The 26,022-nt window shown below is 58.4% G+C and carries 25 protein-coding genes and 1 pseudogene; 4 read left to right on the top strand and 22 right to left on the bottom strand.

Annotated elements, in window-relative coordinates; translation table 11 throughout:
- Positions 1-88: 88 nt before the first annotated feature.
- The 20 genes and pseudogenes from GS630_RS02525 to GS630_RS02430 all read right to left on the bottom strand — a co-directional run bounded on the left by GS630_RS02525 (position 89) and on the right by GS630_RS02430 (position 20,560).
- Complete coding sequence (locus GS630_RS02525) at positions 89-985, bottom strand: FAD:protein FMN transferase (protein WP_171235081.1); 897 nt, start codon at positions 983-985, stop codon at positions 89-91.
- Positions 982-1,497 (bottom strand): nitrous oxide reductase accessory protein NosL, encoded by a 516-nt coding sequence (locus GS630_RS02520; RefSeq protein ID WP_171177189.1) that lies wholly within the window; start codon positions 1,495-1,497, stop codon positions 982-984. The genes GS630_RS02525 and GS630_RS02520 overlap by 4 nt, the downstream gene beginning before the upstream one ends.
- Positions 1,494-2,315, bottom strand: a complete 822-nt coding sequence (locus GS630_RS02515) for an ABC transporter permease (RefSeq protein WP_171621089.1) — start codon at positions 2,313-2,315, stop codon at positions 1,494-1,496. The genes GS630_RS02520 and GS630_RS02515 overlap by 4 nt, the downstream gene beginning before the upstream one ends.
- On the bottom strand, positions 2,312-3,205 hold the full coding sequence (locus GS630_RS02510; RefSeq protein ID WP_171621088.1) for an ABC transporter ATP-binding protein: 894 nt from the start codon (positions 3,203-3,205) through the stop codon (positions 2,312-2,314). The genes GS630_RS02515 and GS630_RS02510 overlap by 4 nt, the downstream gene beginning before the upstream one ends.
- The gene (locus GS630_RS02505; RefSeq protein WP_171621087.1) at positions 3,195-4,451 is read right to left on the bottom strand and encodes a nitrous oxide reductase family maturation protein NosD; all 1,257 of its coding nucleotides are present in this window, start codon (positions 4,449-4,451) and stop codon (positions 3,195-3,197) included. Before GS630_RS02505 ends, GS630_RS02510 begins: the two co-directional genes overlap by 11 nt.
- A 3-nt stretch (positions 4,452-4,454) precedes the next feature.
- Complete coding sequence (gene nosZ, locus GS630_RS02500) at positions 4,455-6,362, bottom strand: TAT-dependent nitrous-oxide reductase (RefSeq protein WP_171621110.1); 1,908 nt, start codon at positions 6,360-6,362, stop codon at positions 4,455-4,457.
- Positions 6,363-6,674: 312 nt separating this feature from the next.
- A pseudogene (locus GS630_RS02495) lies at positions 6,675-8,501 on the bottom strand (4Fe-4S binding protein); the annotation flags it as partial.
- 44 nt (positions 8,502-8,545) lie between these two features.
- Positions 8,546-9,010 (bottom strand): DUF2946 family protein, encoded by a 465-nt coding sequence (locus tag GS630_RS02490; RefSeq protein ID WP_171177177.1) that lies wholly within the window; start codon positions 9,008-9,010, stop codon positions 8,546-8,548.
- Between the two features lie 88 nt (positions 9,011-9,098).
- A complete protein-coding gene (locus GS630_RS02485) occupies positions 9,099-9,362 on the bottom strand; it encodes a hypothetical protein (RefSeq protein WP_171177174.1) in 264 nt (87 codons plus the stop codon).
- Positions 9,319-10,842, bottom strand: coding sequence for a nitrite reductase (locus GS630_RS02480; protein ID WP_171177173.1), 1,524 nt, complete (start codon positions 10,840-10,842; stop codon positions 9,319-9,321). The genes GS630_RS02485 and GS630_RS02480 overlap by 44 nt, the downstream gene beginning before the upstream one ends.
- Positions 10,843-10,915: 73 nt before the next feature.
- The gene (gene nirJ / locus GS630_RS02475) at positions 10,916-12,133 is read right to left on the bottom strand and encodes a heme d1 biosynthesis radical SAM protein NirJ (RefSeq protein ID WP_171621086.1); all 1,218 of its coding nucleotides are present in this window, start codon (positions 12,131-12,133) and stop codon (positions 10,916-10,918) included.
- Positions 12,134-12,136: 3 nt separating this feature from the next.
- Positions 12,137-12,619 carry an AsnC family transcriptional regulator gene (locus GS630_RS02470; RefSeq protein WP_171621085.1) on the bottom strand — a complete coding sequence of 161 codons (483 nt, stop codon included), beginning with the start codon at positions 12,617-12,619 and terminating at the stop codon, positions 12,137-12,139.
- Positions 12,616-13,065, bottom strand: a complete 450-nt coding sequence (locus GS630_RS02465) for an Lrp/AsnC family transcriptional regulator (RefSeq protein WP_171177167.1) — start codon at positions 13,063-13,065, stop codon at positions 12,616-12,618. The genes GS630_RS02470 and GS630_RS02465 overlap by 4 nt, the downstream gene beginning before the upstream one ends.
- Positions 13,062-14,051, bottom strand: coding sequence for an AsnC family transcriptional regulator (locus GS630_RS02460; RefSeq protein WP_171177165.1), 990 nt, complete (start codon positions 14,049-14,051; stop codon positions 13,062-13,064). The genes GS630_RS02465 and GS630_RS02460 overlap by 4 nt, the downstream gene beginning before the upstream one ends.
- Positions 14,052-14,054: 3 nt before the next feature.
- A complete protein-coding gene (locus tag GS630_RS02455; RefSeq protein ID WP_171621084.1) occupies positions 14,055-15,200 on the bottom strand; it encodes a cytochrome D1 domain-containing protein in 1,146 nt (381 codons plus the stop codon).
- Positions 15,197-15,577, bottom strand: coding sequence for a cytochrome c (locus GS630_RS02450; RefSeq protein WP_253286411.1), 381 nt, complete (start codon positions 15,575-15,577; stop codon positions 15,197-15,199). The genes GS630_RS02455 and GS630_RS02450 overlap by 4 nt, the downstream gene beginning before the upstream one ends.
- Positions 15,570-16,331, bottom strand: coding sequence for a uroporphyrinogen-III C-methyltransferase (cobA, locus tag GS630_RS02445; protein ID WP_171177160.1), 762 nt, complete (start codon positions 16,329-16,331; stop codon positions 15,570-15,572). Before cobA ends, GS630_RS02450 begins: the two co-directional genes overlap by 8 nt.
- Before the next feature lie 188 nt (positions 16,332-16,519).
- Complete coding sequence (locus tag GS630_RS02440; RefSeq protein WP_171177158.1) at positions 16,520-16,921, bottom strand: plastocyanin/azurin family copper-binding protein; 402 nt, start codon at positions 16,919-16,921, stop codon at positions 16,520-16,522.
- 54 nt (positions 16,922-16,975) lie between these two features.
- Positions 16,976-18,760 (bottom strand): NapC/NirT family cytochrome c, encoded by a 1,785-nt coding sequence (locus tag GS630_RS02435; RefSeq protein ID WP_171621083.1) that lies wholly within the window; start codon positions 18,758-18,760, stop codon positions 16,976-16,978.
- A 123-nt stretch (positions 18,761-18,883) separates the two neighbouring features.
- Entirely contained in the window at positions 18,884-20,560 is a 1,677-nt protein-coding gene (locus GS630_RS02430) for a cytochrome D1 domain-containing protein (RefSeq protein ID WP_171177154.1), read from the bottom strand.
- Positions 20,561-20,804: 244 nt separating this feature from the next.
- Between GS630_RS02430 and GS630_RS02425 the strand changes: the two genes are divergently transcribed.
- Complete coding sequence (locus tag GS630_RS02425; protein WP_171621082.1) at positions 20,805-22,001, top strand: NnrS family protein; 1,197 nt, start codon at positions 20,805-20,807, stop codon at positions 21,999-22,001.
- A gap of 20 nt (positions 22,002-22,021) precedes the next feature.
- On the opposite strand, the gene GS630_RS22360 is transcribed toward GS630_RS02425, so the two are convergent.
- Together GS630_RS22360 and GS630_RS22355 are read right to left on the bottom strand one after the other, a co-directional pair.
- Entirely contained in the window at positions 22,022-22,513 is a 492-nt protein-coding gene (locus GS630_RS22360; protein WP_253282814.1) for a Hint domain-containing protein, read from the bottom strand.
- A gap of 1 nt (position 22,514) precedes the next feature.
- Positions 22,515-23,129 (bottom strand): Hint domain-containing protein, encoded by a 615-nt coding sequence (locus GS630_RS22355; protein ID WP_253285928.1) that lies wholly within the window; start codon positions 23,127-23,129, stop codon positions 22,515-22,517.
- Positions 23,130-23,368: 239 nt separating this feature from the next.
- On the opposite strand from GS630_RS22355, the gene GS630_RS02415 reads away from it, so the two are divergent.
- Genes GS630_RS02415 through GS630_RS02405 form a run of 3 tightly spaced genes read left to right on the top strand, consistent with a single transcriptional unit; the run spans position 23,369 to position 26,017 of the window.
- On the top strand, positions 23,369-23,818 hold the full coding sequence (locus GS630_RS02415) for a cytochrome c (protein ID WP_171094608.1): 450 nt from the start codon (positions 23,369-23,371) through the stop codon (positions 23,816-23,818).
- 16 nt (positions 23,819-23,834) lie between these two features.
- The gene (locus GS630_RS02410; RefSeq protein WP_171177150.1) at positions 23,835-25,202 is read left to right on the top strand and encodes a cbb3-type cytochrome c oxidase subunit I; all 1,368 of its coding nucleotides are present in this window, start codon (positions 23,835-23,837) and stop codon (positions 25,200-25,202) included.
- A complete protein-coding gene (locus GS630_RS02405) occupies positions 25,202-26,017 on the top strand; it encodes a CbbQ/NirQ/NorQ/GpvN family protein (protein ID WP_171094613.1) in 816 nt (271 codons plus the stop codon). The genes GS630_RS02410 and GS630_RS02405 overlap by 1 nt, the downstream gene beginning before the upstream one ends.
- Positions 26,018-26,022: the final 5 nt, after the last annotated feature.

Here is a 26,022-nt window from a genome sequence, read left to right as displayed (position 1 = left end):
TGGTAACCGCCAAGTCGCGAATCTGACTTGATCCAAGTCATATTCGTTCAGAAATTTTATTGATCACTTTGACACTTTGGCGGCTTTCTTAGGCGTTCAATTCAATCCGGGTGCCGGGAAACCGTTGAACAATTTCCTCTGCGTGACTGTCTGGGGCGGCGCATATGGCGGTTGAAAGCCCATCTGCTAGGCTTGCGTTCGGTGCTGAAACCGAAACTGTTCTGTTGCGGCGCACTGGCCCTGCAGAGGTGAGGATATGTCCAAGCCCGTGACCTAGCTGTGTGCCCAAGGATGACGACGTAGCAACGGCGCGGTTCCGCAACGCAATGCGTTTCAACACCCTTTGATCCGGTTTGGCCAACCCAACTTTCCAAGGCGTTCCATCGCCTCGCGTGCCCAAAGCGGCGACCTCTCCCATGTTTACCAGAACATCTCGCAAGCCAAAGTCGCGTAGCAGAGCAGCGATGCGATCGGTGATGGCACCCTGCGCGATGCCGTTCAACGTCAAGGCCGATTGGCCCGGATCCGGAAGGCGCACATTAGACGCGTCAAAAGACACTTTTTCCCAACCAACCAGGCGTTGAGCCTCAATCAAGTCTTTGGGGCGAGCCCCGTTCGCCAAACCCAACCACATCGGTTGAATACTTGGATCGAACGCACCTTTCGAAGCTTGGTGCAGGGCTGTGCACAAGCTCAACACATTCAACAATTCCTGAGCCGGAGCAGTAAGTACACCGTCCCGGTTCAACCGGCTCAGCTGCGAGTCTGGGCGGTACAAGCTAAAGATGTCTTCCAGTCGGGAAATTTCCGCTTCAACAGCAGCAATGATCGGTGCGGCATCCGTGTTCGACAAACCAACCAGCCGCAAACTTGCAGCAGCACCCAACGCCGTTCCATTCCATCGCGCGTCCGAGGCCCATGCCGGGTTCGCCGCCGCACACGCGGCTGAGATAAACAGAAATCGACGGCGGGATAGGGCGGTCATACAGGGGTCTCCAACGACAGATCAAGATCAACAGGGCCGAGCACTTCTGCATCGGGGATGTCTGGAAGGGGCATCGCCGTCCCGCCGTAAGTGTCAACAAATGTCTGAGCGTCAGTGGGATTGGCAAACGGCACCACCTCGCGCGCGCCCATGCCCCCGGCCACATTGCCGCCGACGACAAAGGTCGCGTCATTTGCGGCGATCCAGTTGGATATCCCCGGCTGGCGCCAACTTGGCGCAATTCCCATATCGCTGACATAAACGGCCGTGATTTTCGCGTCACGTTCCGGACTTTTGAGATATGCCACCATGTCCCGCACTTGCGCAAAGAACAGTGGGGCTGGGTAGCCTTCCAGGTGAATCTGTCCCTTGGGTCCGCCATGCTCGGCGATGTTCATCTGGCAGAAGAAACTCAGCGCATCTGGGGTCAGATCGACCGGATCGGGGGCTTCGGCGACCTCTTCCTTGCAAGCCGCCAGCGCGACCAGCGCGATCAGCGCGAGACGTTTCATGGTTCAACCCTCCGGAATGCAAGCCGGGCAAGGGCGAAGGCCACCACGGGCCAGATCAGCAGAGACGCAGGCGCGGCCCAGACGGGAAGGGCTTGCGCAGCCCCGGTCATGCCGGATGCCATGGCCACGCCTTCGGTCGCGGCGATGTTCCACAGTCGGAATGCGTCGGCCGGGTTGGCCACCATCACCCATGGAAAGACGGATTGGGTGAAGGTGCCGCCCTTGTCCATGACGACGGCCCCCAACAGGCCCAGATCATAGAGGACGACAAAAACCAGCCAGAGCCCGGCCGACAAACCCGCCGCCGCCGTGGCCCCCTTTGCCAGGGCAGACAGAAGGTATCCCAGCGCCAAAAACACGGCGCCCAACAGGATCGAAGTGAGGATGAGGCGCGCCAGTGCCATTAGGCTTTCGGGCCCTGCGCCGCCAAAGAACGCGGCCACCGCGCCTGCGGTGCCGAAGCCGACGGCCATGGCAAAGGCCAGCGCCGCCAGATGGGCGGTGAACTTACCCAACAGGATTTCCCCGCGACCCGCCGGGTAGGACAACAGCAGCGACAGGCTGCCCCGATCCAAGTCGCCTGCAATCGCGTCGAACGAGATCATTAGGGCCAGCAAGGGCGCAAGATAGACCGACAAGGTGGTCATCGACGCGACCGAGACGGTCAGCATGTCCACGCCCAGTGTGCCGGTTGGTGCGCTGCCCGCAAATGTAAGGGCTAAAGCGAACAGCACCATGATCAATGTCGCAACCAGCAGCCAGCGGTTGCGGCTCAGGATCAGCATTTCGGTGCGGGTGACGGCGAGGAAGCGGGTCATTTCAATTCCTCCTGTGCGTAATGGCGATAGAGGTCTTCCAGATTCGGCGGTGTCATCTCGACATCCGCCACCGCGTCGCCCATGCCAGCGATGCGGCGCAGGGCTTCCATCTTGTCGGCTGGGCTACAGAGTAGTTCCACCGACGCGCCGTTGATGCGGCTGCCGCCCAATTCGGCGGCCAAGGCATCAGCATTGACGCTGGCGCGTACTTTCAAGCGGATCGGTAGACCGGCCAAAGCCGACAGATTGTTCAGCGTGTCGTCGGCGACCATCTGACCCTTGCGCATGATAGCGATCAAATCGGTGCGAGCCTCGACCTCGGTGAGCGCGTGGGATGCGATCAGTACGGCGGTGCCTTGCGCAGCCAGCTCGTCGATGATGGCATAAAGATCCTGCCGGGAAATCGGGTCCAAGCCGCTTGTCGGCTCATCTAACAGCGCCACTTTTGGCTGGCCCAGCAGCACCTGCGCCAGACCTAATCGCTGCCGCATGCCTTTCGAATAGGCACCAATCCGGCGGTCCAGCGCGTCGCTCAGGCCAACGCGTTCCAGAAGGCCGGGCACATCAGCTTTTGCGCCGGACAGTTTCGCAAACAGAGTCAGTTGCTCGCGTCCGGTCAGGGCAGGGTGGAACGACACTGCCTCGGGAAGGTAGGCCGTCTCGCGCCGCGCTTGCGCGCTGCCCGGGGTTGCCTCTCCGATCCGGATTGTTCCACCGTTGATCGGCGTCAGGCCGAGGATGGATTTGATCAGCGTCGACTTGCCCGCGCCGTTATGGCCCAGCAGCGCAACGCGCTGTCCAGAGGCAAGAGACAGGGTGATGTCGTCAAGGACGCGGGTTTTGCCTCGGTCCTTGAGAACATGGTCGATTGACAGGGCCTTATCCGTCATGAGGCACCTTTTTCATTGCTGGGGGTTCAGGGGCTTGCATCAGTGGATTGCTGTCCATCACACCCCCCGGCAGCAGCGCCGGGAAGGCCGATTGCGACCAGCGCACCAGCTGCACGGCAGGGGAGCCGAGCAGCAGTTTGGCTGCGGGTTGGGTCCACAGCACATGGTCCATCGAGTCATTGGGGCGATAGGGGGCATCGGCAATGCCGTTGCCGTCCACATCAAAGGCGGCGAAATCGGACCAGTAATTTCCGCGCCCGTCCTCAGACCACTCGACCCACTTGGTCGAGACGTATTTCACCTGTGTCCGGTTGCCGACAAAGGCGTTTCCAACGATGCGATTGCGCTCGCTACCAGCGGTAAAATGGATGCCGATGCCGCACCCCTGGAACCAGTTGTCGGTGAATTCGTTCTTGTTCGAGTTATACAGAAAGGTGCATTTCTCTTTCGCACCTTTCACAACGTTGCCGGTGATGACGCTCTTGTTGGCATAGTTCAGCATCACGCCATGTTCGCGGTCGCCAATCGAGACATTGTTGGCCACGGTCACATTGGTCGTAAACATCACCGCGTAGCCCAGATCGTTACCGATCGAGACATTGTCGCTGACCACTGAATTGTCCGCGTACATGTAATGCACCGCAAAACGCAGATCGCGGAACAGGTTGCCGGTAAAGGTGTTCTTCTTCGACGAATTCACAAAGATCCCGTCGCGGCCATAGCGAATGTCGTTGTCTTCAACCCGCGCACCCGGCGCATTCCAGACATAGACGCCATTGCCGCGGTCGTTCATGCGCTGGTCTTGTCGTCCTTCGATCCGGTTGCGCCGCACGATGCTGTCTTTCGCACCGTGGATGTCGATGCCATAGAGATTGCCTAGCAGGACATTATCCTCGACCACCGGTGCGAATGCCGTCTTGGTCAGCTGGATTCCGCTGTCGATCCCGTCATGGTCCGAGCCTGAGCCGATCACCGTCAGCCCGCGCACCGTCACGCCCGGCCCGGTCACGGTGATAACGCTGCCTTGGCCTTGTCCGTCGATGGTGGCCTGTCCCAGCCCGTCAAGGGTGACGGGCCGGTCCAGAACCAACGTTTCAGTATAAACACCGGGGCTCAGGCGGAGGGTGTCTCCATCCGCCGCCTGCGCCAGTATCTCGTTGATGGCCCCCGCCCGGTTGGGCACATCCCAGTCCGCCGCCCAAAGGGGCGAGCCGAGCAGGAGCGGTATGAGCAGGGACCAGCGCATTGCTTATGCGCTCCGCGGCTCAACAAACATCCGGCCGCGCATCTCCATGTGCAGCGCATGGCAGAACCACTGGCAATAATACCAGTGTACACCAGGACGGTCGGCGATGAAGGTGACAGACGCGGTGGCTTGTGGTGCCACTTCCATTGCGATACCGAAGTTCGACAGGCACAGCCCGTGGGTCACGTCATCCACGTCATCCAGGTTGGTGACATAGATGGTTACTTCATCACCCTGTTTGACTGTGAACTTCTCCATGCTGAAAACTGGCGCGGTCGAGGTCATGTAGACGCGGACCTTATTGCCGTCCCGGATGGGCTCTTCGGCACCTTCGTCCAGATCAACACCATCGGACTCGGCCTGTTTGCGGGCATCTTCCCACATCGGATCATTTCGATCCCAGACATTGACCGGGTTCACTTTGGACCGGTGCACAAGGATCGAGTCGTGCGGTTCCGCGAAGGTCGGGCCATCATGAACTACCTTCATCTTGTCGCCCGAGATGTCGATCAACTGCTCGTTTTCAGGCTTCAGCGGACCCACGTTCAGGAAGCGGTCTTTCGAGAACTTGTTCATCGAAATCAGCCACTTGCCATCGGCTTCGGCGGTCTCACCCATCGAGGTCGAGTTGTGGCCGGGCTGATACTGCACATCCACCTTGTCGAGGATCGGATCTACGTCCGAACCACCATAGGCTTCGATGGCCTTGGCGATGTCCCATTTCACCACCTGGCTGTCCAGGAACAGGGTGGTGTAGGCGTTGCCCTTACCGTCGAACGCAGTGTGAAGCGGGCCAAGACCCAGCTGCGGTTCAGCCACGATCGCGGAACGCGGGTCAGCGTTGTCTGCAAACAGCGCGTCCACTTTTTCGACATCAATCACGGACACGGTCGGCGAAAGCTTACCGTTGATCATGATATGCTTCTTGTCGGGCGCGGCGTTCACACCATGCGGCGAGTTCGGGATCGGGATGTAACGGGTCAGGTTGCCGCCTGCCTCTTTGCGCCCGTCCACGACCTTGACGCCGTTCAACTCTTGATAGTTGCCGGCAGCAACGGCCTCTTCGATGCCTTTCAGGTTGAATACGACCACGTGGTCCAGTTCATTCTCGGTCATCTCGGCCAGATTCATGCCCATTTCCGAGTTATATGAGGTGGAGAAGGCGTATTTGCCCTGATAGTCGCAGTCGGTGTTGTCGAGGTTACCAGAGACCATCACCTGCCACGCGATCTCCATCGTATCACCATCGATGGCGGTGAAGATGTTCACGTATTGCGACGGATCGTCGAGAATCTGGCCGTCGTTGACCAGCGGTGCCTCGTGTTCGCCATTGGCAAAGACATAGCCGGTGCGTGGATATTTCTGCGGACGCAGGCCGTGAATATCGTGTGCGTTCGGGATCTCGATGATCTTGTCGCATTTCATCACGTCGCAGCGTACGCGAGCCACACGGGTGTTGGCCTTGTCGTTCATGAACAGGTAACGACCATCATAGGTGCCATCGGTGAAAGACATGTGTGGGTGGTGCAGGTCCCCGTTGTCATAGGTGACCTTGCCGTTCGCGGCTAGGAACTCTTTGGTTTCGGGCAGCAGGCCTTCGGTCAGAATTTTCAGCGACTCATTGGTCTGACCCCAGCCGGTGGCCGAACAGCGATTGAATACTGGCACCCGCATCAGCTCACGCATCGAGGGCACGCCCAGAATGCGCAGCTCACCGGTCTGGCCCGAGGACCAGAAGCCATAGTACTCGTCCAACTCGCCGGGCTCCAGATGAGCATTAGCGGCGGCGCTGGCCTCTTTGGCGGTCATCAGGGTGCTGCCCAGACCGGTCCCGGCCAGCACGGCGCCAGTTGCAGATGCACCCAGCAGCCCGCGGCGTGTGACGTTTAGTTTCTTGTCATGTTCCGACATGATCGTTCCTCCTTTTTTGGAAACGGATTGCGGTTTGGCGTTCGGATGGTTCGCCGGTGGTTGCCCGAGGGGGGTCTTAGGTGTGACCGACCCTGTCTTGGCCCGCCGTTTCAACTGGCGGATAACGACGGGACATTTGTCCTCGGACTGGTAGAGCACCTGACAATGCAGGCAGGTGACGCACTCGTTCGGATTGATCTCGCCTGTGGGGTGGATCGCCTGAACGGGGCATTCGTTGGCGCAGGTCTGACAGGGGCTGCCGCAATCCTTGTAACGGCGCAGCCAGTCGAACATGCGGATACGGGCTGGGATCGCGAGCGCCCCGCCCAGCGGGCAGAGGTAGCGGCAGTAGAACCGTTCGATGAACAGTCCGATCCCCAGCAGAGCCAGCGCAAAGACCACAAATGGCCAGTCGCGCATGAATTTCAGAATGATCGCGGTCTTGAACGGCTCGATCTCGGCATAGGTTTCTGCCAGCGGGATTGACACAAAGCTTAGGCCAAAGAGGCCAAGGAAGATCATGTATTTCGCAGGCCAGAGCCGTTCGTTCAGACCCCAGGGCAAAGTCCATTGCGGCACCTTGAACGCCCGCGCGATCTTGTTGGTCAGTTCCTGCAGCGCGCCGAACGGGCACAGCCAGCCGCAATAGGCCCCGCGCCCCCAAAACAGCAGCGCTGCGGCCACGGCGAACCATTGGATGAACACCAGTGGATCCAGCAGGAAGGCATCCCAGCTGAAACCGGTGCGCAGGCTGCCTGCCAGCGCCATCAGGTTCACCACGCTCAGCTGCGCATTGGCGTACCAGCCGATGAAGAACAGAGTCATGGTCAGGTATCCGATGCGGAACCAGTAGAAGACACGCGCGTCCATGGTGGCATGGAACTGGAAGAAGAACGTCGCTGTTAGCACCAACAGCATCACACCCAGAACCGCGATCTCGACAGTACGGTCCTTCCAGATGCGCTGCCATAGTGCCGCTTTGGCGGCGGCTTCACCGGTGGCGTCATCGACCACCACGGGCGCGGCGACCGGCAGCAGGTACTGTTCCGGCAGCTTGTAACCCAGATCGAAGGTTAAGAATGTCTTTTCGACAGCACCAATCGCGCGTTGCACCAGCAGTTGCAAACGGAACGGTTCAGCCGGATCAAACTCGGCATCGGCGGGGATTCTGAAGATGTCGAGTTCGGTAAAGCTGGGTGCATCCGGCGCGGCAACCTTGCCCAAACGGCGCTGTTGTTTGTCAAAAAAGCGCACCGAGCTGTCGCCTTGGATCAGCTGAATCCGGTCAAAGATGCCACCCCGCACATAGCCCGATCCCTTGAAACTGTAAGCCCCGCGTCCCAGCACCAGAATGGCTTGCTCGCCCTCATCCAGCCAGTTCAACAGGTTATGATATTCGGCCTCGCCCAGCAGCGACTTGCCGATCGACGGAACCGAGACAAGCGCCATATGCATGTCGATGAAGGTGTCATCCGGTTCGCCTGGTTCCGGGCGTTTGATGGCCCGTTGATCGCCAGTGGCCTCGAACGCCGCGTTGACCTGCCCGATATCCAGCGTCAGCCGCCGGACCGAGCCGTCGCCCGACAGGGTGGTCCAGTCGTAAACCGCATCCTGCGCCAGATCGACCTCGAGCTTCGGTCCATCGGCCTGCAGCGGAGACAACCCACCCAGCCCCAGCGCCCGCGCCACCTTGATGCCGCCGCGCACAAGGCTGTCGTCGATGACCATGATCGTGACCGTCGCGCCCGAGATGATGTCGAGGTCATGCCCCTCGCCACCGGTTTCGGCCTCGACCCTAAGGTCCAGACCGGCATAGCCTTCGGTCAGCTCGACCATGCGGGAATTGGGGATCCCGATCAGAACGATGGGTTCCGAATGCTTGACCAGTTGCACGCCAGTCAGCACCGCATCCTCATCGATACCGGCGACCACATGGATGGGTTTGCCGGAATACCCTGTCGTGCCCACAAAGTCAGACGTCAAGAATGCCCAGGCGACAGTTTCGCCATCCTTCAGGACAGGCGCTACCGGAACGTCGTCACGTACCGGGCCAAAGGAATCGGCACCGGGGGCCAGATCGGCGGGTTCAATCTCGGGCAGGAAACTGGCCAGACTGTCGGCATGGGCGCTGATCGCCATCAGGCAGGACAGGGAGAAAGCCAGCAGGAAATGGATTGCGCGACTTACGACCACGGCGCACCTCCGAATATTTGGGTGGACGCCATGGACGCGCGCAGGGCGCGTTCAGATTCTTCTTGGGTCGTAAACGGGGGCCCTCGGGTTTCGGGCCACAGTCGTTTCGAGTTATGGTAATTACACGGATCACCAATCCCAGGGAGTACAATTTGCTGGGCGCGGTCCGCGACCAGCAGCGGAGTGTCTGGCACAGGTCCGGCTGTTGTTACCGCGCATAGCGCACAGTCGGCGCATTTCGGGCAGGGCGCGGTTGGATCGGTGTTTTCCTCTTCAAGGTCCACCTCAACCCAAACCGCGCCTGCCTCCGAGCAGATCTCTACCCACATGCTTTGTCCGGGACTCGCCAGCACAGGACCAAGCATTTGCAACAACAGAAGAAGGGCGCCCGCCACTCCACAGACCGCACGCAAGACGCGGTCAGGGAGGATGTGGAGAAAGTGATAGGCGGACATGGAGAATCCAACTCGGAAGTCTTTCCTGAACCGTATGGGATTCCTGCTTGCCGATACTTGACTTTGGTTAGGCAGACGGACTCTTTGCTCAGCCGTCTGCTTCGTCCATCAAACCGCGTACCCAGCGGCCTGCCAGCCATGTCGCTGGAATGCCCAAAGGGACGGACCACAGAAGTGCGGGAACTGGTTCAATCGCTCCGAACCCGATGCCGTGTGAGATTAAACCCAACAAAAACAGGTTGATAGCCACGGTCAGAGCCGTGGCGGGATAGAGCAGAATGGCAAGTTTCCAAACCGGCCATTTGCCGTCAGTGGCTGGTGCCTTCCGAGAAGGTGATTTTGTTCCAGACATTGTACTTTCCAGACGGTTTGCGCATCGGCAGGCGACGGACTTCTTCCAGCGTCTGCGCGTCATAGACGATCACTGCGCCATCATCTTCCCAGATCGAAACCAGCGCGTGGCTACCATCTTTGGTGAACTCCACGTGAGCCACGGTTTTGCCTGGCGCGGGGCGCAGAGTTTTCACGATTTCAAGGCTCTGCTTGTCGATCACGTGCATCGCGTCCTTGTTCGGGCCAAAAAACACATCGGCCCAGACATAAGGCGAGTTTTCATGACTGCGCATGAAGAACCCGGGTCCCTCTGTCTTGATCCGTTTGACGGTTTCCCAGCTTTCCATATCGATCACGGAAACTGTGCCGTCGGTCAGGTGCGGCGTTGCCATCACGGTCGTATCACCATGCTTCCATGTAATCCCAGAACCAAGATGCGGCATCCCCGGTAGATCCAGATCGGCGACCTTGTGCCCGATCACCAGATCAATCACCTGACCGCCTTTGCCACCACGGGACGCCCCCATGACAAACTCATAGCTCTGATCGAAAAAGAAATCGTCCAGATAGTCTGGCGTGGTGATCTTGCGCACGGGGAAAGGATTAGGATTCTTGAACTGGCCTTCAATGCGGAAATCATGCCCGATTCCGAATTGCGGCGGATTGGCACCATAGAACACCTCCCAAATTTCGGGCACGTCCTTCAGGGCCAAAACAAAGCTCTCCCGCGGTGGAGCCTGATAGACGGCAGACACCCTGCTGGGCACGCCTTTCTTGCTTTTGACTTCAATGACAGTGGCAACCGAGAGGTCCGCGGTCGACAGCAGGGACAGGCTGTTGGGCAAGTAATTTGCAACGGCCACCCATTTTCCGTCGCCTGACATGGCGATGTTGCGACTGTTGAGGCCCGCGCGAACGCGTCCAACCTGCTTCAACGCCCAGATGTCGTATTTCTGAACCCAGCCATCGCGGGACATGATGAAAACGTATCGGCCATCTGGGCTGAATTTTGGCCCGCCATGAACGGCAAAAGGGGTCTCGAACCGGTCCAGCACTTCAAACGTGTCGCCATCCAGAACGCTGACGTGATGATCACCGGTCTCCACCGCCAGCGTGATGTTCATCGGGTCACTATCCCACACGGGTGCTTCGACCGGGGTGTAATCCTCGTCCAGAATACGGCTGGCCATGATGTCAGCTTCACCCCATTCCGGGTCGCTCTCGAGCGGAGATTTTAGCCACCCCGCCAGTTCTTCGATCTGCAAAGCGTCGAGCTCATGTGAAAACGCAGGCATCTGTGTCGCGGTGCGGCCCTCGGCGATCACCGCTGCAACCCGCGGTCCCCGCATTCGCTTTAACGTCTCGGGGATCAAAGCTGGCCCAACGCCGCCTAAGCGGTTCTCGCCATGGCATGACGCGCAGTGCTCAGCGTAATCCGCTGGCGCGTCGGCCCATGCCGAACCAGCCGTCAGAACGGAACACAACAGTCCGATCTTCATCTTTTTCCAAATACTCCCGCCGGAGGCTCCCACAGGCTCCACAGGTGGCACGATTTGCCGGAACAGGGAGGGGTTATCCAAAGAACTGATGCGCCGGATCATGGCTTTTCCCCCGGAACGGCGTGACCTGCAGGCGCTCTCCTGTGTCATCCACGCCGATTTCTTCGTTAGACAGGTAACAGGCCGGATCTTCGGCCCAGGGATCGCCTGTCAGTTGCAAGGCGCGAATACGCGTGTTGCCACCGCAGACGTCCTTCAGCTCACACGCACCGCAGCGACCTTTCAGTGGGCGAGGACGGGTCCGTAACATGGCCAGCATCGGGTCATCGCTGGTCCAAAGCTCGGAAAACGGTTTGGTTTTCACGTTGCCGACCGTGTAATCGGACCAATAGGTGTCCGGATGAACCCGACCCAGATTGTCGATATTGGCGACTCCCAACCCGCTGGAGTTTCCACCCCATGCGGCCAGATGCGTACGCACATGCGCGGCCTTTTCGGCATCAAAGTGCGCACGGATCCAGTTCAGGAAATACCCTGCATCGGCGTCATTGTTGCCCGTCACGATATCCAACGGTCGCCCGCCTGACGCGGCTTCCCACGCGCACTCCAACAGCAGGTCCAATCCCTTGCGAGTAAGTTGATGTGCGGCGTCTTCGCCTCGGTTCTTGTCGCCCCGCCCGGCATAGACGAGGTGAGACAAGTAGAACTTGTCGACCCCTTCTTCATCACAGAGCTTCAGCAAGTCAGGCAAGTGATGCTGCGTGCCTTCGGTCAGGCAGAACCGAAGGCCGACCTTGATGCCACGTTTCTTGCATTCACGCACACCGCGCAAGGCGTCAGCAAAAGCGCCTTCGACGCCACGAAACCAGTCATTCGTTGCTCCAATTCCGTCCAGAGAGATGCCCACATAGTTGAACCCCACATCGGCAATCATATCGGCGGTTTCCTCGTAAATCCGCGTGCCGTTGGTCGACAAAGCCAGCATAGGCACCAGATTGCGGGCACGTTTGGCGATGTCGAAGAAATCGAACCGGTCAAGCGGCTCCCCACCCGAGAGGATCAAGGCCGGGACGCGAAACTGGCCAAGATCCTCAAGGGTTACCATGGCTTGCTCATGGCTGAGCTCACCGGGGAACGCCACATCTGCTGAGACGGTATAGCAATGGCGGCACTTCAGGTTGCAGCGTCGCGTCAGGTTCCAGATCACCACCGGCTTCACTGGGCCCGGGCGGCGTTTGCGCACCGGGGTCGGGTTGACCAGTTGGTGCATGTACTCTGTCAGGCGGAACATGTCTCAGCCTTTCTTTTTCAGGCGCAGCCCGGTCTTTTTCAAGATGCGCGTGGAATAAAGGATATCCTTGGCCCGGCAGGCGTCGCCCAGAATTGCGGCGATCTCGGCGCGCTTTTGTTCAACCTCATCGCAGTTGGTGCCATGCACCATGGCAAACAGGTTGTAAGGCCAGTCGGGCAGGGCGCGGGGCCGTTCATAACAATGGGTCACAAAGGGCAGCGCACCGATCTGTGCACCCAGCTTGGTGATGCAGGCATCGTCCACATCCCAAACCGTCATGCCGTTCGAGGTCATGCCCAGTTTGTAGTGATTGGGTGCCGCAGCAATGCGACGGATCACACCCCGTGCTTTCAGGGCTGTCAGCCGTTCAAGCAGATCGGTTTCCTGTAGCCCAAGATCCTTGGCAACCTGCGCATACGGGGTCGGCGACAAGGGTAAGCCCCCTTGCAACGCCTCGATAATCTGTCTGTCGGTTGTATCGATCATGCTGCCACCCGGAAGCCAATGAAAAATTCCTGGAGTTTGGGGAAACGGAGAACATCGATCCCCGTTTCCCGTTCGATGGCATCGGCGGCGGCCTCGATCCCCGCAGGTGTTTCGGTGGCCAGCACGAACCACATGTTCAGCCGGTGCGTACGTTCATAATTATGGGCGACCTCCGGGTGTGCATTGACTTTCGTCAGGACGGTTTCGAAATTTTCAGCCGGAACAGCCATGGCGCAAAGGCAGAAGGCCCCGCCCATAGCAGCAGCGTCGAAAAACGGACCAAAGCGTGTGATGACACGGTCTTCCTTCAGCCGTGTCAGACGCTCCAGCAGCTCGGTTTCGGACAGGCCAAGCTCGTCGGCCACTGCCGCATAAGGATGAGAGGTGAGCGGCAGATCGTCCTGCATCCGGTTCAGGATCGCGCGGTCTTTGTCGTCCAGAGTCATGCGGCAACCTCCCGCGCTTGAATCAAGGCTCCGGTCTGCTTGAAACAGCGGGTCGAAAACAAAACTTTGTTCCGCGCGCCGGCCAACTCGGGCAACTCCATCGCGCCAGCCAGCACACCCAGAGCCTCGTTCCGGGTCCGGGCGTGGATCATCGAATAGAGGCGATAGGGCCAGACATCTTCAACCGGATTTCGCTCATAGCACAGCGTGACACCGGGATAGGCGGCCAGCGCCGGACCGGCCGTGTCAATTTGTTCCGCTGGCAAATCCCAAACGACCATCGCGTTGGCGGACCACCCCAGTGCCCGGTGGCGCACGATAACGCCGAGCCGTGAAATGATACCGGCGGAGTGCAAGGCAACGATCCGCGCCATCACATCATTCACGTTCCGGTTCAATGAACGAGCCAGAGCCTCATAGGGCTCTGCGACCAGTGACAGGCCCGAACTGAGTGTCTGCAGCAAGCAACGATCTCCGTCGCGCATGGCCGATGCGTCGACTTTGCGCGCACTAGGGACGTTCTTGGCGCCAGCAGTCATGCGAAACCCAAGGTCCACGTTGAACGGCCGGACAAGACGCAGATCCAGCACCTGCAACCCCGAGGTCCGGCTGATCCGGGCCAGTGTCTCGTTGACATGTTCCCGGTCCGGGCCTGTTGCGACAAACCAAAGGTTCCAGGCATCCTCTCGCTGGTAATTGTGGTTCACCCCAGGTTCGGCATCGATCAGGGCGGCAACTTCTTCCAACCGATTTTCCGGGGCGGACACAGCTGCCAGAGTGCTGGCCGTCACCGCGCCGGGCGTGATGGTTGCGCCAACCCGCGTGATGCGGCCGGTGGCACGCATCCGGGTCAGCCGGTCAAGTACTTCGGTTTCGTCCAATCCCAGCGCGTCTCCCAGCACTTGAAAAGGGCGCTCTGTGATCGGGAAATCGCGCTGAAAGTCGTCCAACAGGCGGCAATCGATTGGGTCGGTGATATGCTGCATCCGTCAAAGCCCCGTTTTGTGCGCGCGGGCCGTGAAGAAGATGCCCGAAGGGCTGTCGGCATCGATTTCGCGCAATTTCTCAAACGTTTGCGTGTCGTAGACCATCACCTTGTTGGCATCGCGCACGCTGATCCAGACTTCATGCCCGCGCGGCGTGAATTCCATATGCAGCACGGCGGGGCCGGGTTTGAATTCGTGAATGATCTCCTTGCTGACGCTATCGATCACTTGAATGGTATCGTTCAACGGGTGGGCGAAATTCACCCAGACTTGCCGTCCATCAGGGCGGGCCATGGCAAAGACCGGCTGGCCGTGTGTCTTGGTACGCCCGGTTTCCGACAAAGTGTCGGCATCGACCCAGAGCACCTCGTGATGACCCACTGCAGGCAGCACGAATTCGCGCCCGGTCAGCGCCCAGCCTTCCAGATGAGGCATCTTGTAGACGGGCATTTCCTCTTGCCCGCGCCCATAGTCAGGCAGCACACGGATGGGTTCCAGGGTGTCGGCCCACAGATCAAGCGCGGTCAGGCCGTCTTCGCCAAACAGGCCGGTGATATAGGTGCGGCCATTGGCGGTGATCAGCGCGTCATAGGGGTTCTTGCCCATGTCAGGTATCTTGGTGATCGCGGGCTCGCCTTTGGCGAAATCGGCAATCCATGTCTCGCCCGTGTCCCACATGGTGAAGACAAACCGACGTCCTGGCGCGTCCACAAGACCGATGGTTTTGCTGTCGGTGGGTATGTCCGCAACCATTTCCAACGTGTCAGCATCAAACACCCGCACACCACCGGGTTCGTAGTTCGACACGGCAACAAGTGTTCCGTCGTCCGAGATGGCACCGCCAATGGCGTTGCCCGCTTGAACAACGCGGTTCACGATCTGGCGGGTGACGATGTCAACCTTGGTCAGCCCGCCGTCACGGCCAAAGACATAGGCAAAGCGTTCATCGGGCGAATAGACCAGCGAGGCATGGGACAAATCGCCCAAGCCTTCGATACGGGCCAGAGCTGCACGGTCGGATTGATCGACCAAAAGGACCGATCCCTTGGCGCGTTCGATCACAAGACCAAGATCGCCGGTCGCTGTGGGTTCGGCATGTGCGGTGGTCAACATCAATGAGGCTGCAAGGCCGAGTATGAGGTGTTTCATTGTGCCTCCTGTTCCAGCAGGTAGCGGGCAATCCATTCGGCCTCTTCTTCGCTGATCAGGGGCCGCCAGGGGGGCATCGCGGTGTCTGGGATGCCGTCAAGGATGACGCCGGTCAGGACGTCCGCATCATAATGTTTCAACGTCTCGCTGCGCAGATCGGGGCCGAGACCGCCTTTAAGCGACAAACCGTGGCAAGAGCCGCAGTCCTGGTGGACAAGGTGTTTCAGGGCGTTGGGGTCGAGGGTGTCAGCGGCGAAGGCGGATGTCGCAATGAGAACAGCCGTTGTCAGCAACACCGAAGGCACCGAGTGCCGCCGCGCGACAGGGCGCTGTACGCCACAGCTTATCGCACCTGTTCTGCACCCCAGCTTAGCCATTGGCTTGCTCCAAAAGCTCGGCCACAGGCCGTTCTGCGTAAAGCGACACAACCTTGCCAATTATGAAGAGCGTGGGTGCTTTCAACCCGGCCTCGCGCACGTCGGTAGCCAATTGGTCCAGCCGAGATACCATGCGGCTTTCATCCGGTGTGGTCGCTTTGCCCACAGCCAGAACCGGTGTGGACCCGGGAAGGTTTTCAGTCATCAGGCCCATGGCGATCTGGCCGATATTGGCAACCCCCATGTAAACCACCAGCGTCGAATCCGGATCGGCCAGACGTTTCCAGTCGAGGTCCAGCACCTTGTCAGCTTGACGGTGCCCGGTGACATACTGCACCGAGGTCGCCAGCCCGCGATGGGTCAGCGGAACGCCGGTAGAAGCGGACGCACCCTGTGCCGCCGTAATGCCAGGCGCATATTCGACAGCAACACCGTGGGCCATCAGATAGGCGGCCTCCTCTGAGCCGCGGCCAAAGATCATCGGGTCACCGCCTTTGAGACGGGCAACCGTGTGACCCGCACTGGCCTCTTCGAGCAGAATGTCGTTGATGCGGTCTTGTGGAACCGTATGGCACTTGGGGGCTTTGCCAACCGGGATCAGCCGTGCGCCTTCCGCGTGAAGGTTCAGGATGTCGGCAGACACCAGCCGATCATAGACCACCACATCTGCTTCTTGCAGCATCCGTAGTGCACGTAGGGTCATCAACTCGGGATCGCCAGGGCCTGCGCCAATCAGAAAAACCTTACCGCTCATGTGCAAACTCGCTTGGTCTGAATGTCATCGAAACCCGAATCTGCCTTGCGCAATAGGGACGTCGCTGGGCCTGCCGGGCGTGTCATGAGAGCAAGGTGGCGCAATCGCAAACCAACCTCCTTGACAAAAGTTAAGGAGCGCGGGATTTGCGCCCACGCTCCTGTCTTTTTTGCCTGTATTTTATTGCCTTAGGGTTCGACGGTGATCATTCCGATCATGTTCTGTGTTTCCCAATGCGGGCCGCACAAATATTCCTGCGGGCCGGGTGTGAGAAACGTCAGATCAACCGATTCCTCAGGGAACAAACGGTCGCTTTCCGGTTCGCTGCCATCTTTCAAAAGAACTGAGTGGCTGGTTCGTTTGTCGACATTCACCCAGCGGACAGTTGTGCCTGCCTTCACGGTCAGCTCAAACGGGCAGAAGTTATATTTATACATCAGCACCACTTCGGCGTCCTCAACGGCAGATGAAGGCTGACCAAACAGCTCGACATAACGCTCTTCTGCCTCGGCACACAGCTCGGCGGTCTCACCCGCCCAAGCAGGCGCGGCCAGGAGCAGCAACGCGGGAAGAAGGCGTGGGGGTTTCATCGTCCAAGTCTCCTCTTCTTGGTGGAAGGGGCCGGATCGCCCGGCCCTTTTTCTTTACTGTTTGACCACGTTGATGAACGCGCTGTCGTCGTCCAGTGCCAAGCTGGTATCCAGCGTCACGTGGTGGAACCTTGCGGCTGCAAAGTCATCGTGGATGGCAAACCCAACAGTGTAGGTCTGGCCTGCCTCCAGCGGCACATCTCCTGGCGCGCCCGAATTCAGAGGGCGGGTGAAAACCACGGTCCATATACCAGCGTCCAAGCTGGCCGAGGCCGTGATTTCGCCGTCATTGACCACGCGTTGCTCCAGCAAGTAGCCATTGGTGGCACTGCCGTCTGCATAGACGCGCATCAGGTCAAGATAGGTGCCGTCGGCCAAGTACTGCTCGATCTGATCCGCAGCCTGCAGCTTGTCCCAACCGCCCAGCGCCTTGCCGCGACGGCCTTTGATTTCGACCTCGGTTCGGCTTTCGCTGATGTATTTGGTCACGGTGTCCTGAGTGTTAAGTCGGCCTGCCGCATCCGCATTGGCGGCAATTGCCTCGGCACCGGGATCAAACGGCATGTAAGAGTTATCCGCGTGGCACGATGCCCAACAGCCCACCTGATCGCCCAGCTCGATTCCTGTACCGGTGATCATCATGGCGACTTTGATCTGGTTGTCGGGGTCCATCTTGCCACCATCGACAAACGGGGCAGGGTTGTGACCAGCATCCGGCCACTGCAAGCGGATATACAGGTTCTCGTCGTCATGCGCTGCCTGGACGGTTGCGTCGATCACACCGCGCTTGCCAGGGATCGGAGTAGGCTCCAGTTCGCCTCCCGCAACGATCTTGTTGCCGATCGCATCCAGTTCCTTAGCGTGACATGTGGTGCACTGATCGCCACCCTTGGTCAACGGCCGCGCGCCACCGTGGGACCTGCCGTTCTGAACCCATTCAAACGAAGCCTGACCAGGATAGAACAGTTTCATGTCCGCACCTGGAACAGCCGCCCAATCGATGCCTGTCCCGACATCACTGCCTCCACCTGCGGGGGCTGTGGCCTCTTCACCTGCTGCTTTGGCGCGTTCTTCGGCCACGGCGGCATCCACAGCCGCGGCGATCTGGGCCTGAACGGCCTCTTGCTGCGCCACACGTGCGGCTTTTTCAGCTTCGGCTTCGGCTGCCTCCTTGGCTTCGACCCGCTCAAGGCTGGCCAGGTATTCGGCGGGGATTTCGCGAATGAAATCAGGATTCGGAGCTTCAAGTTTTTCGAGATACTCTTCGTCGGCCCGGTCACGTGCGTCGGAATGCGCGATGCCCTTGTGGCAGTCGATGCAGGTTTGACCAGCGGACATCGCGTTTAGGTGCTGCTGCCGGGCGCGGGGTTTTTGAAATTCTGGCATCATCGATTCAAAATCGTGACAGTTTCGGCACTCGCGAGAGTCGGTTGCTTTCATCCGCTCCCATTCATTCATCGCCAAATGCACGCGCTTGGCTTCGAACTTTTCTCGGGTGTTGATGGTGCCGACCATTTTGCCATAGAGCTCTTTCGAGGCCTTTATCTTGCGGATGATCTTGTGGGTCCAGTCCTTGGGCACGTGGCAGTCTGAACATACAGCCCCTACGCCGGATCGGTTCACATCGTGGATCGTACCGGTGTATTCCTCGTAGACGAAATCGCGCATCTCGTGGCACGAGACGCAGAATTCCTTGGTGTTCGTGGCTTCCATGGCGGTGTTGAACCCACCCCAGAAGATGATACCGGCAGCAAAGGCTGCGGCAATGCCGGCCACGGGCATCCCCCATAGGAAATACCGGCGCCAGATCGGTGGTTTTTTATCAGGTTCGGAGGTCATATCCGGGCTCCGTCTTGGCTGTCTTGACTGGCGCGGCGTGTTAGGCCGACGCGTTTAGCTGATGGGGAAAACGAAGAAAGGGCGGGCGAGGGGCCCGCCCTTTCTGTTTCATGTGTAAATCCGTCAGGTGACGTGGTTTGACCGATTGTAGACGTTGAACTTGCCGGTGGGCGCAAACAGACCCTTCACGCGGCCGATTTCTTCCAGCGTCTTGGCGTCAAAGATCACGATCTCACCGTTTGGTTCTTTCGAGGTCGAGCGGTTCCACTTGGAAACCCAGACCTCAGACCCATCCTGGTTGAACTCGAAGTGGACGGCGACGTTGCCTTCCTCTTCAGTGATCTGGATCGTTTTCACGATTTCACCGGTTGCCTTGTCGATGACCTGCACCGATTGCTGGATCTCAGGCTCGGGGTGCTTGGTCTGGTCAGCCCAGATGTAGTCTGATTCCGGGTGTGTCCGAATGAACAGACCGGGTCCGTCGGTTTCGACTTCGTAGCAGACCTTCCAGGCATCATCCGGGCGACCTTCGGGGTCGTTGCTCCAAACGGTCACGGTGCCTTCACCCAGGTGGGTTGTACCGGCAACAGGGCCGCAATTCGGATCATCCCAGTTGGCGCCCGGGCCGGGGTGCGGCAGCGGCGCGGTGTCGATCAGAGCTTCCAGCTTGTGGGTTTCGGTATCGACCACAACCATCTTGTTCGACGCGTTCGCGGCGATCTGAAAGTAACGGCCGGTCGGGTCAAAGAACCCGTCATGCAGGAACTTGGCGCTGTCGATCTTGTCGATCCGCAGGTTTTCCAGATCGGTGTAGTCGACCTGCCACAACTGACCCAGTTCTTTCACGGCAACGATCCAGGTGGGTTCGTTTGGAGTGGTGTAGATCGCAGCCACGCGGGCCTCTTCCACATAGTCCCCATCGACGTTGTAGCCGCGGGTCGAGACAACCTTCTTCGGCTCCATGGTTTCGGCGTCGACAATGGCGAAGTGCGGAGGCCAGTAGGCCCCACCGATCACGTATTTACCGTCGCCCGAAACTGCCACGTCGCGGGCGTCATAGCCAATGGTCACTTCGGCCACCAACATGTTCTCGGGGTTCTGCCACAGGTCGATCTTGGTCATCTTGCCGTCGCGACCCATCGTGTACCAGAAGCGGCCGGGGTTTTCCGGTTCTTCCAGTTTATGGTGTTCGGAGGCTTTCAGAACGTGCACGGCGTAACCCGTCGGGATGTGCGCCAGAACTTCCTTGGTGTCACCGTCGATCACGGCCACCTTGCCCACGTCACGTTCGATGACCACGAAGAAGTTTTCCCAGTTGCGGCCATGTAGTGGCTCGGTCGGGTAGTCTTCGGGTTCAACATAGACCTTGCGTGTCGCCATCATCTGTTCAAGCGACATTTCCGGTGGCTGGGGCGGTTCCATCTGGATGTAGGTTGCCATATCGCGGATTTCTTCTTCGGACATAACGTCCGAAAAGTTGTTCATCCCGCCTTCGGTCCCCCAGGCGATGATCTTTTCAAGCCGTTCCTGACCCAGCTTCAGGGTGCCGGATTCGGTTACGGTACCGTCGGCGTTTTTGGTTTCCACCAATGGCTCAAGGCTTTTACCTGTCGCCCCTTTGCGCAGCACGCCGTGACAGCCGGCGCAGCGTTCAAAGTACAGTTGTTTGGATGATTCAAAGGCTTCCTTGCTGAGAGTTGGCTCTTCGGCGAAGGTTGGAGCAGCGACGCTGCCCAACAACATTGCCAATCCGACCCCCAATGTGCGGCCAGTTTTGTTGTAGCTGATTCCAAGTGACATGATCACTCTCCATTTGCGTGGTGAGGCAGGAGAGAGACTGAGCCATCACGGAGATGTCATCCTTGACCAAAGTCAACGGCAAGAGCGCAAACTGAGACTTCCAGGTAAAATTAAAGCGTCGAAACGCCAATAAAACTTGACATTTTCACACATGTTTTAAGGGGGTCTTGATTTCTGTTAAGTCCGTGCACCTGCTGCTGCGATAGAGCTTGATCAACGGCAAGCGAGGCTATGGAGAGCAGGGATGTCTTCCGTAATTACACGCGTTTTCAGTGAGGGTTTTCGTGTCTTTTTCCTATTAGCGGGCCTTTACGGTGTATTCGCCGGCGTTGCCTGGGGCGTGTGGTTGGCTTCACTGGACGGGTTGTTGCCGTTTGTAAACCAAAGCTATGCCATGCCACCTGTTATGTGGCACGCGCACGAGATGATCTTTGGATATGCAACGGCAGCATTGGGCGGGTTTTTCTTGACAGCCGTCCCAAATTGGACCGGAGCGCCCGAGGCGCGGGCACGCTTTATCACTGTGGTGGCGTTACTCTGGATTGCTGGCCGGATTGCAGTTTGGTTTTCCGGTTCGTTGTCCCCCGTGACCGTCGCTTTGGTGGATCTGAGTTTCGTGCCTATTCTGGCGCTGAAGGTTGCAAGCCAGTTGATCCGACGTCCCAAGCCGCAGAACATTGTCTTTTTGTATCTTCTCGGTTTGATCTGGACCGCCAATCTTTTGATCCATCTGGATTGGATCGGGGTCACTTCGGACACCTTGATCACAGGCGTTCGGGCGGGCTTGCTTGCCATATGTTCGATGATTGCGATTTTAGGGGGTCGGATTACGCCTGCTTTTACTCGCAACGCAATGAAGCGGGAAGGTCAGCCCGAGGCGTCCTGGCCCGTTTCCGTGCCGCAAGTCGACAAGGCGGTGATGATCTTGGCCTTGCTTTTGCCTCTGCTCGTGCTGACATTTAACATAAGCCCGGTGGCGGGTGGTGTTGCCCTTCTGCTGGGCTGTGTTCAACTGGTGCGCATGGCGCGCTGGAGGGTTGGCTGGGCTCTGCGTAGGCCAATCCTTATCGCGTTACATCTGGGACTGGGTATGCTGGCATTGGGGCTGATTCTCTGGGGTCTGGCAACGGTCGGGTTTGGCAACGAGATCGGCGCGCTTCACATTCTGGGAATTGGGTGTGTTGGCGGTATGACTTTGGCCGTTATGAGTCGTGCCGCCTTGGGTCACAGCGGGCGTCCTCTGGTTGCGCCTTCTCCGATGGTGGTCGCATACGGTCTTATGGCGGCGGCGGCTCTGGTGCGCTGGCTGGGGTCAGAGCTTACAGGCGGCTACATGGCCGCCATGCTGGCGGCTGATGGCCTTTGGATTGCAGCTGTTGGGCTGTATGTCTTTGCGATGTGGCCTGCATTGACAGGACCTCGGGTATCCAGGCCAAGCTGAAAAACCCGATCCGGCCCGACCTAATTGTCAGAGATCAGTGGGCGTTCATTCTTGATATGGCGGAAAACGAGCGCGCGTGCGCGTCTGCCTTGTTCTGGAATGTGACGGGCTGGTTGAGGGACGTAACCCGGTTGCGCAAGCTCCGGAAACAGTTCAAGGATCTCGGCGCGACCATCTAGATGGATGCTGGCCAAAGCTTGTGTGCCGGTAAACAGGCTTTCGGAAGGTGCACCTTCGGCAAAGACGATCTCGTGCCGGTCGAAAAGAATGTGGTAGTAGACAACGTCTTGCGCACCTGTCTCAACCGTGATGCCGGGAATGCCAACAAGTTTGTGCGCCGGAAGCAGAACCTCTGCGCTGTCAAACATACGCACTGCAATTGGTGAACGCAGCATCATGCGGTGTTGTGGTGACACCACGAGATCTCGTTTGGGCAAGCCACTGCCAAGGCTTCCTGCCGCAATCCGAATGGGCTTCAGCTTGGGACGCGGGGCCAGATCCGCAGCATTCAATTTACGCGCTCCAATCCAGCGATTTTTTTTGCGATCCGTTATCCGCAGTTACGACCAGATCGCCGACCCTTAGATTTTCGATTGAGACAGGTCCGTCCTGTGTCGTGATCTGTGTTCCTGCTGCGAAGCAGGGAACATCGACAATCGCCGTAGGGTCAGACGTATCCGGTGCGTTTGTCGGGGTGACGTTCGATCTGACAAAGGAATAGTTCGTTCCGGGGACCAGCGGTTCTGAGGTGATGTATCCAACCAGATTACCTTCAACTTCGACCCGAAATACATCGATGGTGCCGCCGCCGGGTTTGGCGAGGCTATAAGATTCCTCAAGATAGATAGCGCCCGAATCTATCGTAACTGACCCATCAAGGTTGGTCACGACCCCGGATTGGGTCAGGTCGTCGCCGAATTCGTTGTTGAATCGATCGCCGTTAAAGTCGGTTCCGTTGTCTGGGTCGCCATTGACCAGTGTGCCACCGGCCGTGTCAGTTACGTCAAAGCCCCGACGGTCCGTGGCAGCATCATAGGTCCCGGAAAGCGTAATAGTGCCAGTGCTGAAACCGGTAAAATTGACCGAAATGACCCCCGGATCGTAGCCGATATATGAATAGTTCGCCATTGATTAACCCGTCACCTATTACTGCTGATCAGAAGCGTTGATTCACACTTCCGCCATTTCGCGCCGTACCTGTTATCATTGTATGAATTTAAGTCATTTTAGGGCGTATTTTGGTTTCCTGTCAGCAATTTCAGCCACCTGCGCGCGCTCAGTTTCGTGGTCTTGACTTTCGTTAAGGCACCGCTGCGCACCTCCCGCCATTGTGCAAATACTAGCTAATCTGCGCAAAGGAGAGCGCGATGCGAGAAGTCATGACAAAGAGCATGGCTCGCAACATATTCTATGGCGGGTCACTGTTCTTCATCCTCATCTTTCTGGCCCTGTCGGCCCATTCGCACCTGTATATCGTTAACTCGGAAAACGCCGCCAAACTTGATGAAAGCGTGATCCGCGGCAAGCATGTCTGGGAAAAACACGCCTGTATCAACTGCCACACTATCCTTGGGGAAGGGGCTTACTATGCTCCCGAAGTGGGCAATGTGATGACCCGCTGGGGCGTTCTGGATGACCCGGAATCGGCCTTTGAATCGCTCAAGGGCTGGATGGAAGCACAACCGACCGGCATTCCCGGCCGCCGACAAATGCCCAATTTCAACCTCAGCGACGAAGAAATCCGTGATCTGACCAACTTCCTGATCTGGACGGACAATATCGACGCTCAGGACTGGCCGCCCAACGAGGCAGGCTGAGAAAGGGAACGGAGCAATGAAATACGAATCCCAAAAAATCGCCTACGCCTACTTCGCTGTAGCCATGGCCTTGTTCGCAATACAGGTGATCGGCGGCCTACTGGCCGGTTTCATCTATGTATTCCCAAACTTCCTGAGTGAGCTTCTGCCATTCAACATCGTGCGGATGCTGCACACCAACTCTCTGATCGTCTGGCTGCTGCTCGGTTTCTTCGGTGCAGCGTACTTCCTGATCCCGGAAGAGACTGAACGCGAAATCCATTCGCCAACGCTGGCCTACCTTCAGCTGATCATTCTTGTGGTCGGCACCTTGGGTGTCGTCGTCACCTATGTCTTCAACCTGTTCGAAGGCAACTGGTTGCTGGGCAAAGAGGGGCGCGAGTTCCTTGAACAACCCAAATGGGTCAAGGCGGGCATCGTCGTGGCCGCGCTCATGTTCCTTTACAACGTGTCGATGACCGTCCTGAAGGGCAAAAAGACCGCCATCTCCAACATTCTTCTGTTGGGCCTGTGGGGTCTGGCCTTGCTGTTCCTGTTTGCCTTCTACAACCCCGGCAACCTGTCCCTCGACAAGCAGTACTGGTGGTATGTTGTCCACCTGTGGGTGGAAGGCGTCTGGGAGCTAATTATGGCTTCGATCCTGGCCTACCTGATGCTGAAGCTGACCGGTGTGGACCGTGAGGTGGTCGAGAAATGGCTGTATGTCATCGTCGCCGCCGCGCTGTTCTCGGGCATTCTGGGGACCGGGCACCACTACTACTGGATCGGTACGCCAGCCTATTGGCAGTGGATCGGGTCGATCTTCTCGAGCCTCGAGGTGATCCCGTTCTTTGCAATGATGGCCTTTGCCTTTGTCATGGTCTGGAAGGGCCGCCGTGACCACCCCAACAAAGCCGCGCTGCTTTGGTCGTTGGGATGTGCCACGCTTGCCTTCTTCGGCGCCGGTGTCTGGGGTTTCCTGCATACGCTGCATGGGGTGAACTACTATACCCACGGCACGCAGATCACTGCCGCACACGGCCATCTGGCCTTCTACGGTGCTTATGTCTGCCTCAACTTGGCGATCTTCACCTATGCTATGCCGATCCTGAAAAACCGCGATCCGTATAACCAGGTGCTGAACATGGGCTCGTTCTGGCTGATGACCAGCGGTATGGTCTTTATGACCTTCGTCCTGACTTTTGGCGGAACCGTGCAAACGCACATGCAGCGCGTGGTTGGTGACTACTTCATGGACGTGCAGGACCAGATCGCGGTCTTCTACTGGATGCGTCTTGGTTCCGGTGTGGTTGTGGTTCTTGGTGCGCTGCTGTTCATCTACTCGATCTGGGTGCCCCGGAAAGAGGTCATTGAACCCGGCGCAGCCGAAACCCCTGCGGAGTGATGGATATGGACGGCTCCATGAAACTGAATGAGGGGGCGGCAAACGCCCCCTTCTACCTGCCCCAAGGCGATGAATGCGATGTGTTCTGCGCCGCGTATAACAACGACCTGCCGGTTCTGCTGAAAGGTCCGACAGGCTGCGGAAAGACCCGCTTTGTCGCTCATATGGCGGCCAAACTCGGCCGCCCGCTTTACACCGTGGCCTGTCACGATGATTTGGCCGCAGCCGACCTGATCGGGCGCTATTTGCTGAAAGGTGGCGAAACCGTCTGGGTCGATGGCCCCCTGACCCGGGCGGTGCGCGAAGGCGCGATCTGCTATCTTGATGAGGTGGTCGAGGCCCGTAAGGACGTCACCGTCGTCCTACACCCGCTAACCGACGACCGGCGTATCCTGCCGATTGACCGCACAGGTGAAGAGCTTGAGGCTGCGCCCGGCTTCATGCTGGTGGCTTCATATAACCCTGGATACCAGAATATCCTGAAAACCCTGAAACCCTCGACCCGTCAGAGGTTTATCTCGCTCGAGTTCGACTTCCCGTCGCCTGAAATGGAGGCGCAGGTCGTCGCTCAGGAAAGTGGGTTGCCGCTGGAGCGGTGCAAACCGCTGGTGCGACTGGCGAACAAGCTGCGCGGGCTCAAGGGTCAGGACCTTGAGGAAGGCGTTTCCACCCGTCTGGTCGTTTATGCCGCGACGCTGATTGCGCAAGGCATGTCCACCGACCGCGCCATCCTCGCCGCTATGGTTGAACCTCTGACAGATGACGAGGACATCAAACGCGGGCTCCTCGATCTTGTCACGGCTGTCTTTGGGTGAGGCCG

Source organism: Ruegeria sp. HKCCD7303, assembly GCF_013111185.1.
In the GTDB taxonomy this organism is placed as follows: domain Bacteria; phylum Pseudomonadota; class Alphaproteobacteria; order Rhodobacterales; family Rhodobacteraceae; genus Ruegeria.
Note: the sequence above shows the minus strand (reverse complement) of the source record. Positions and strands in the feature narration are given on the sequence as shown.

Excerpts from the sequence above, each read along its gene's own strand:
- GS630_RS02425 (WP_171621082.1), top strand. The coding sequence starts at position 20,805 with ATGTCTTCCGTAATTACACGCGTTTTCAGTGAGGGTTTTCGTGTCTTT.
- GS630_RS02515 (WP_171621089.1), bottom strand. The coding sequence starts at position 2,315 with ATGACCCGCTTCCTCGCCGTCACCCGCACCGAAATGCTGATCCTGAGC.
- GS630_RS02450 (WP_253286411.1), bottom strand. The coding sequence starts at position 15,577 with ATGGCTAAGCTGGGGTGCAGAACAGGTGCGATAAGCTGTGGCGTACAG.
- GS630_RS02520 (WP_171177189.1), bottom strand. The coding sequence starts at position 1,497 with ATGAAACGTCTCGCGCTGATCGCGCTGGTCGCGCTGGCGGCTTGCAAG.
- GS630_RS02490 (WP_171177177.1), bottom strand. The coding sequence starts at position 9,010 with ATGTCCGCCTATCACTTTCTCCACATCCTCCCTGACCGCGTCTTGCGT.
- GS630_RS02460 (WP_171177165.1), bottom strand. The coding sequence starts at position 14,051 with ATGCAGCATATCACCGACCCAATCGATTGCCGCCTGTTGGACGACTTT.
- GS630_RS02440 (WP_171177158.1), bottom strand. The coding sequence starts at position 16,921 with ATGAAACCCCCACGCCTTCTTCCCGCGTTGCTGCTCCTGGCCGCGCCT.
- GS630_RS02505 (WP_171621087.1), bottom strand. The coding sequence starts at position 4,451 with ATGCGCTGGTCCCTGCTCATACCGCTCCTGCTCGGCTCGCCCCTTTGG.
- nosZ (WP_171621110.1), bottom strand. The coding sequence starts at position 6,362 with ATGTCGGAACATGACAAGAAACTAAACGTCACACGCCGCGGGCTGCTG.
- GS630_RS02405 (WP_171094613.1), top strand. The coding sequence starts at position 25,202 with ATGGATATGGACGGCTCCATGAAACTGAATGAGGGGGCGGCAAACGCC.
- GS630_RS02410 (WP_171177150.1), top strand. The coding sequence starts at position 23,835 with ATGAAATACGAATCCCAAAAAATCGCCTACGCCTACTTCGCTGTAGCC.
- GS630_RS02415 (WP_171094608.1), top strand. The coding sequence starts at position 23,369 with ATGCGAGAAGTCATGACAAAGAGCATGGCTCGCAACATATTCTATGGC.
- GS630_RS02485 (WP_171177174.1), bottom strand. The coding sequence starts at position 9,362 with ATGTCTGGAACAAAATCACCTTCTCGGAAGGCACCAGCCACTGACGGC.
- GS630_RS02510 (WP_171621088.1), bottom strand. The coding sequence starts at position 3,205 with ATGACGGATAAGGCCCTGTCAATCGACCATGTTCTCAAGGACCGAGGC.
- GS630_RS02470 (WP_171621085.1), bottom strand. The coding sequence starts at position 12,619 with ATGATCGATACAACCGACAGACAGATTATCGAGGCGTTGCAAGGGGGC.
- GS630_RS02480 (WP_171177173.1), bottom strand. The coding sequence starts at position 10,842 with ATGAAGATCGGACTGTTGTGTTCCGTTCTGACGGCTGGTTCGGCATGG.
- GS630_RS22355 (WP_253285928.1), bottom strand. The coding sequence starts at position 23,129 with ATGGCGAACTATTCATATATCGGCTACGATCCGGGGGTCATTTCGGTC.
- cobA (WP_171177160.1), bottom strand. The coding sequence starts at position 16,331 with ATGAGCGGTAAGGTTTTTCTGATTGGCGCAGGCCCTGGCGATCCCGAG.
- GS630_RS02455 (WP_171621084.1), bottom strand. The coding sequence starts at position 15,200 with ATGAAACACCTCATACTCGGCCTTGCAGCCTCATTGATGTTGACCACC.
- GS630_RS02435 (WP_171621083.1), bottom strand. The coding sequence starts at position 18,760 with ATGACCTCCGAACCTGATAAAAAACCACCGATCTGGCGCCGGTATTTC.
- GS630_RS02430 (WP_171177154.1), bottom strand. The coding sequence starts at position 20,560 with ATGTCACTTGGAATCAGCTACAACAAAACTGGCCGCACATTGGGGGTC.
- GS630_RS02465 (WP_171177167.1), bottom strand. The coding sequence starts at position 13,065 with ATGACTCTGGACGACAAAGACCGCGCGATCCTGAACCGGATGCAGGAC.
- GS630_RS02525 (WP_171235081.1), bottom strand. The coding sequence starts at position 985 with ATGACCGCCCTATCCCGCCGTCGATTTCTGTTTATCTCAGCCGCGTGT.
- nirJ (WP_171621086.1), bottom strand. The coding sequence starts at position 12,133 with ATGTTCCGCCTGACAGAGTACATGCACCAACTGGTCAACCCGACCCCG.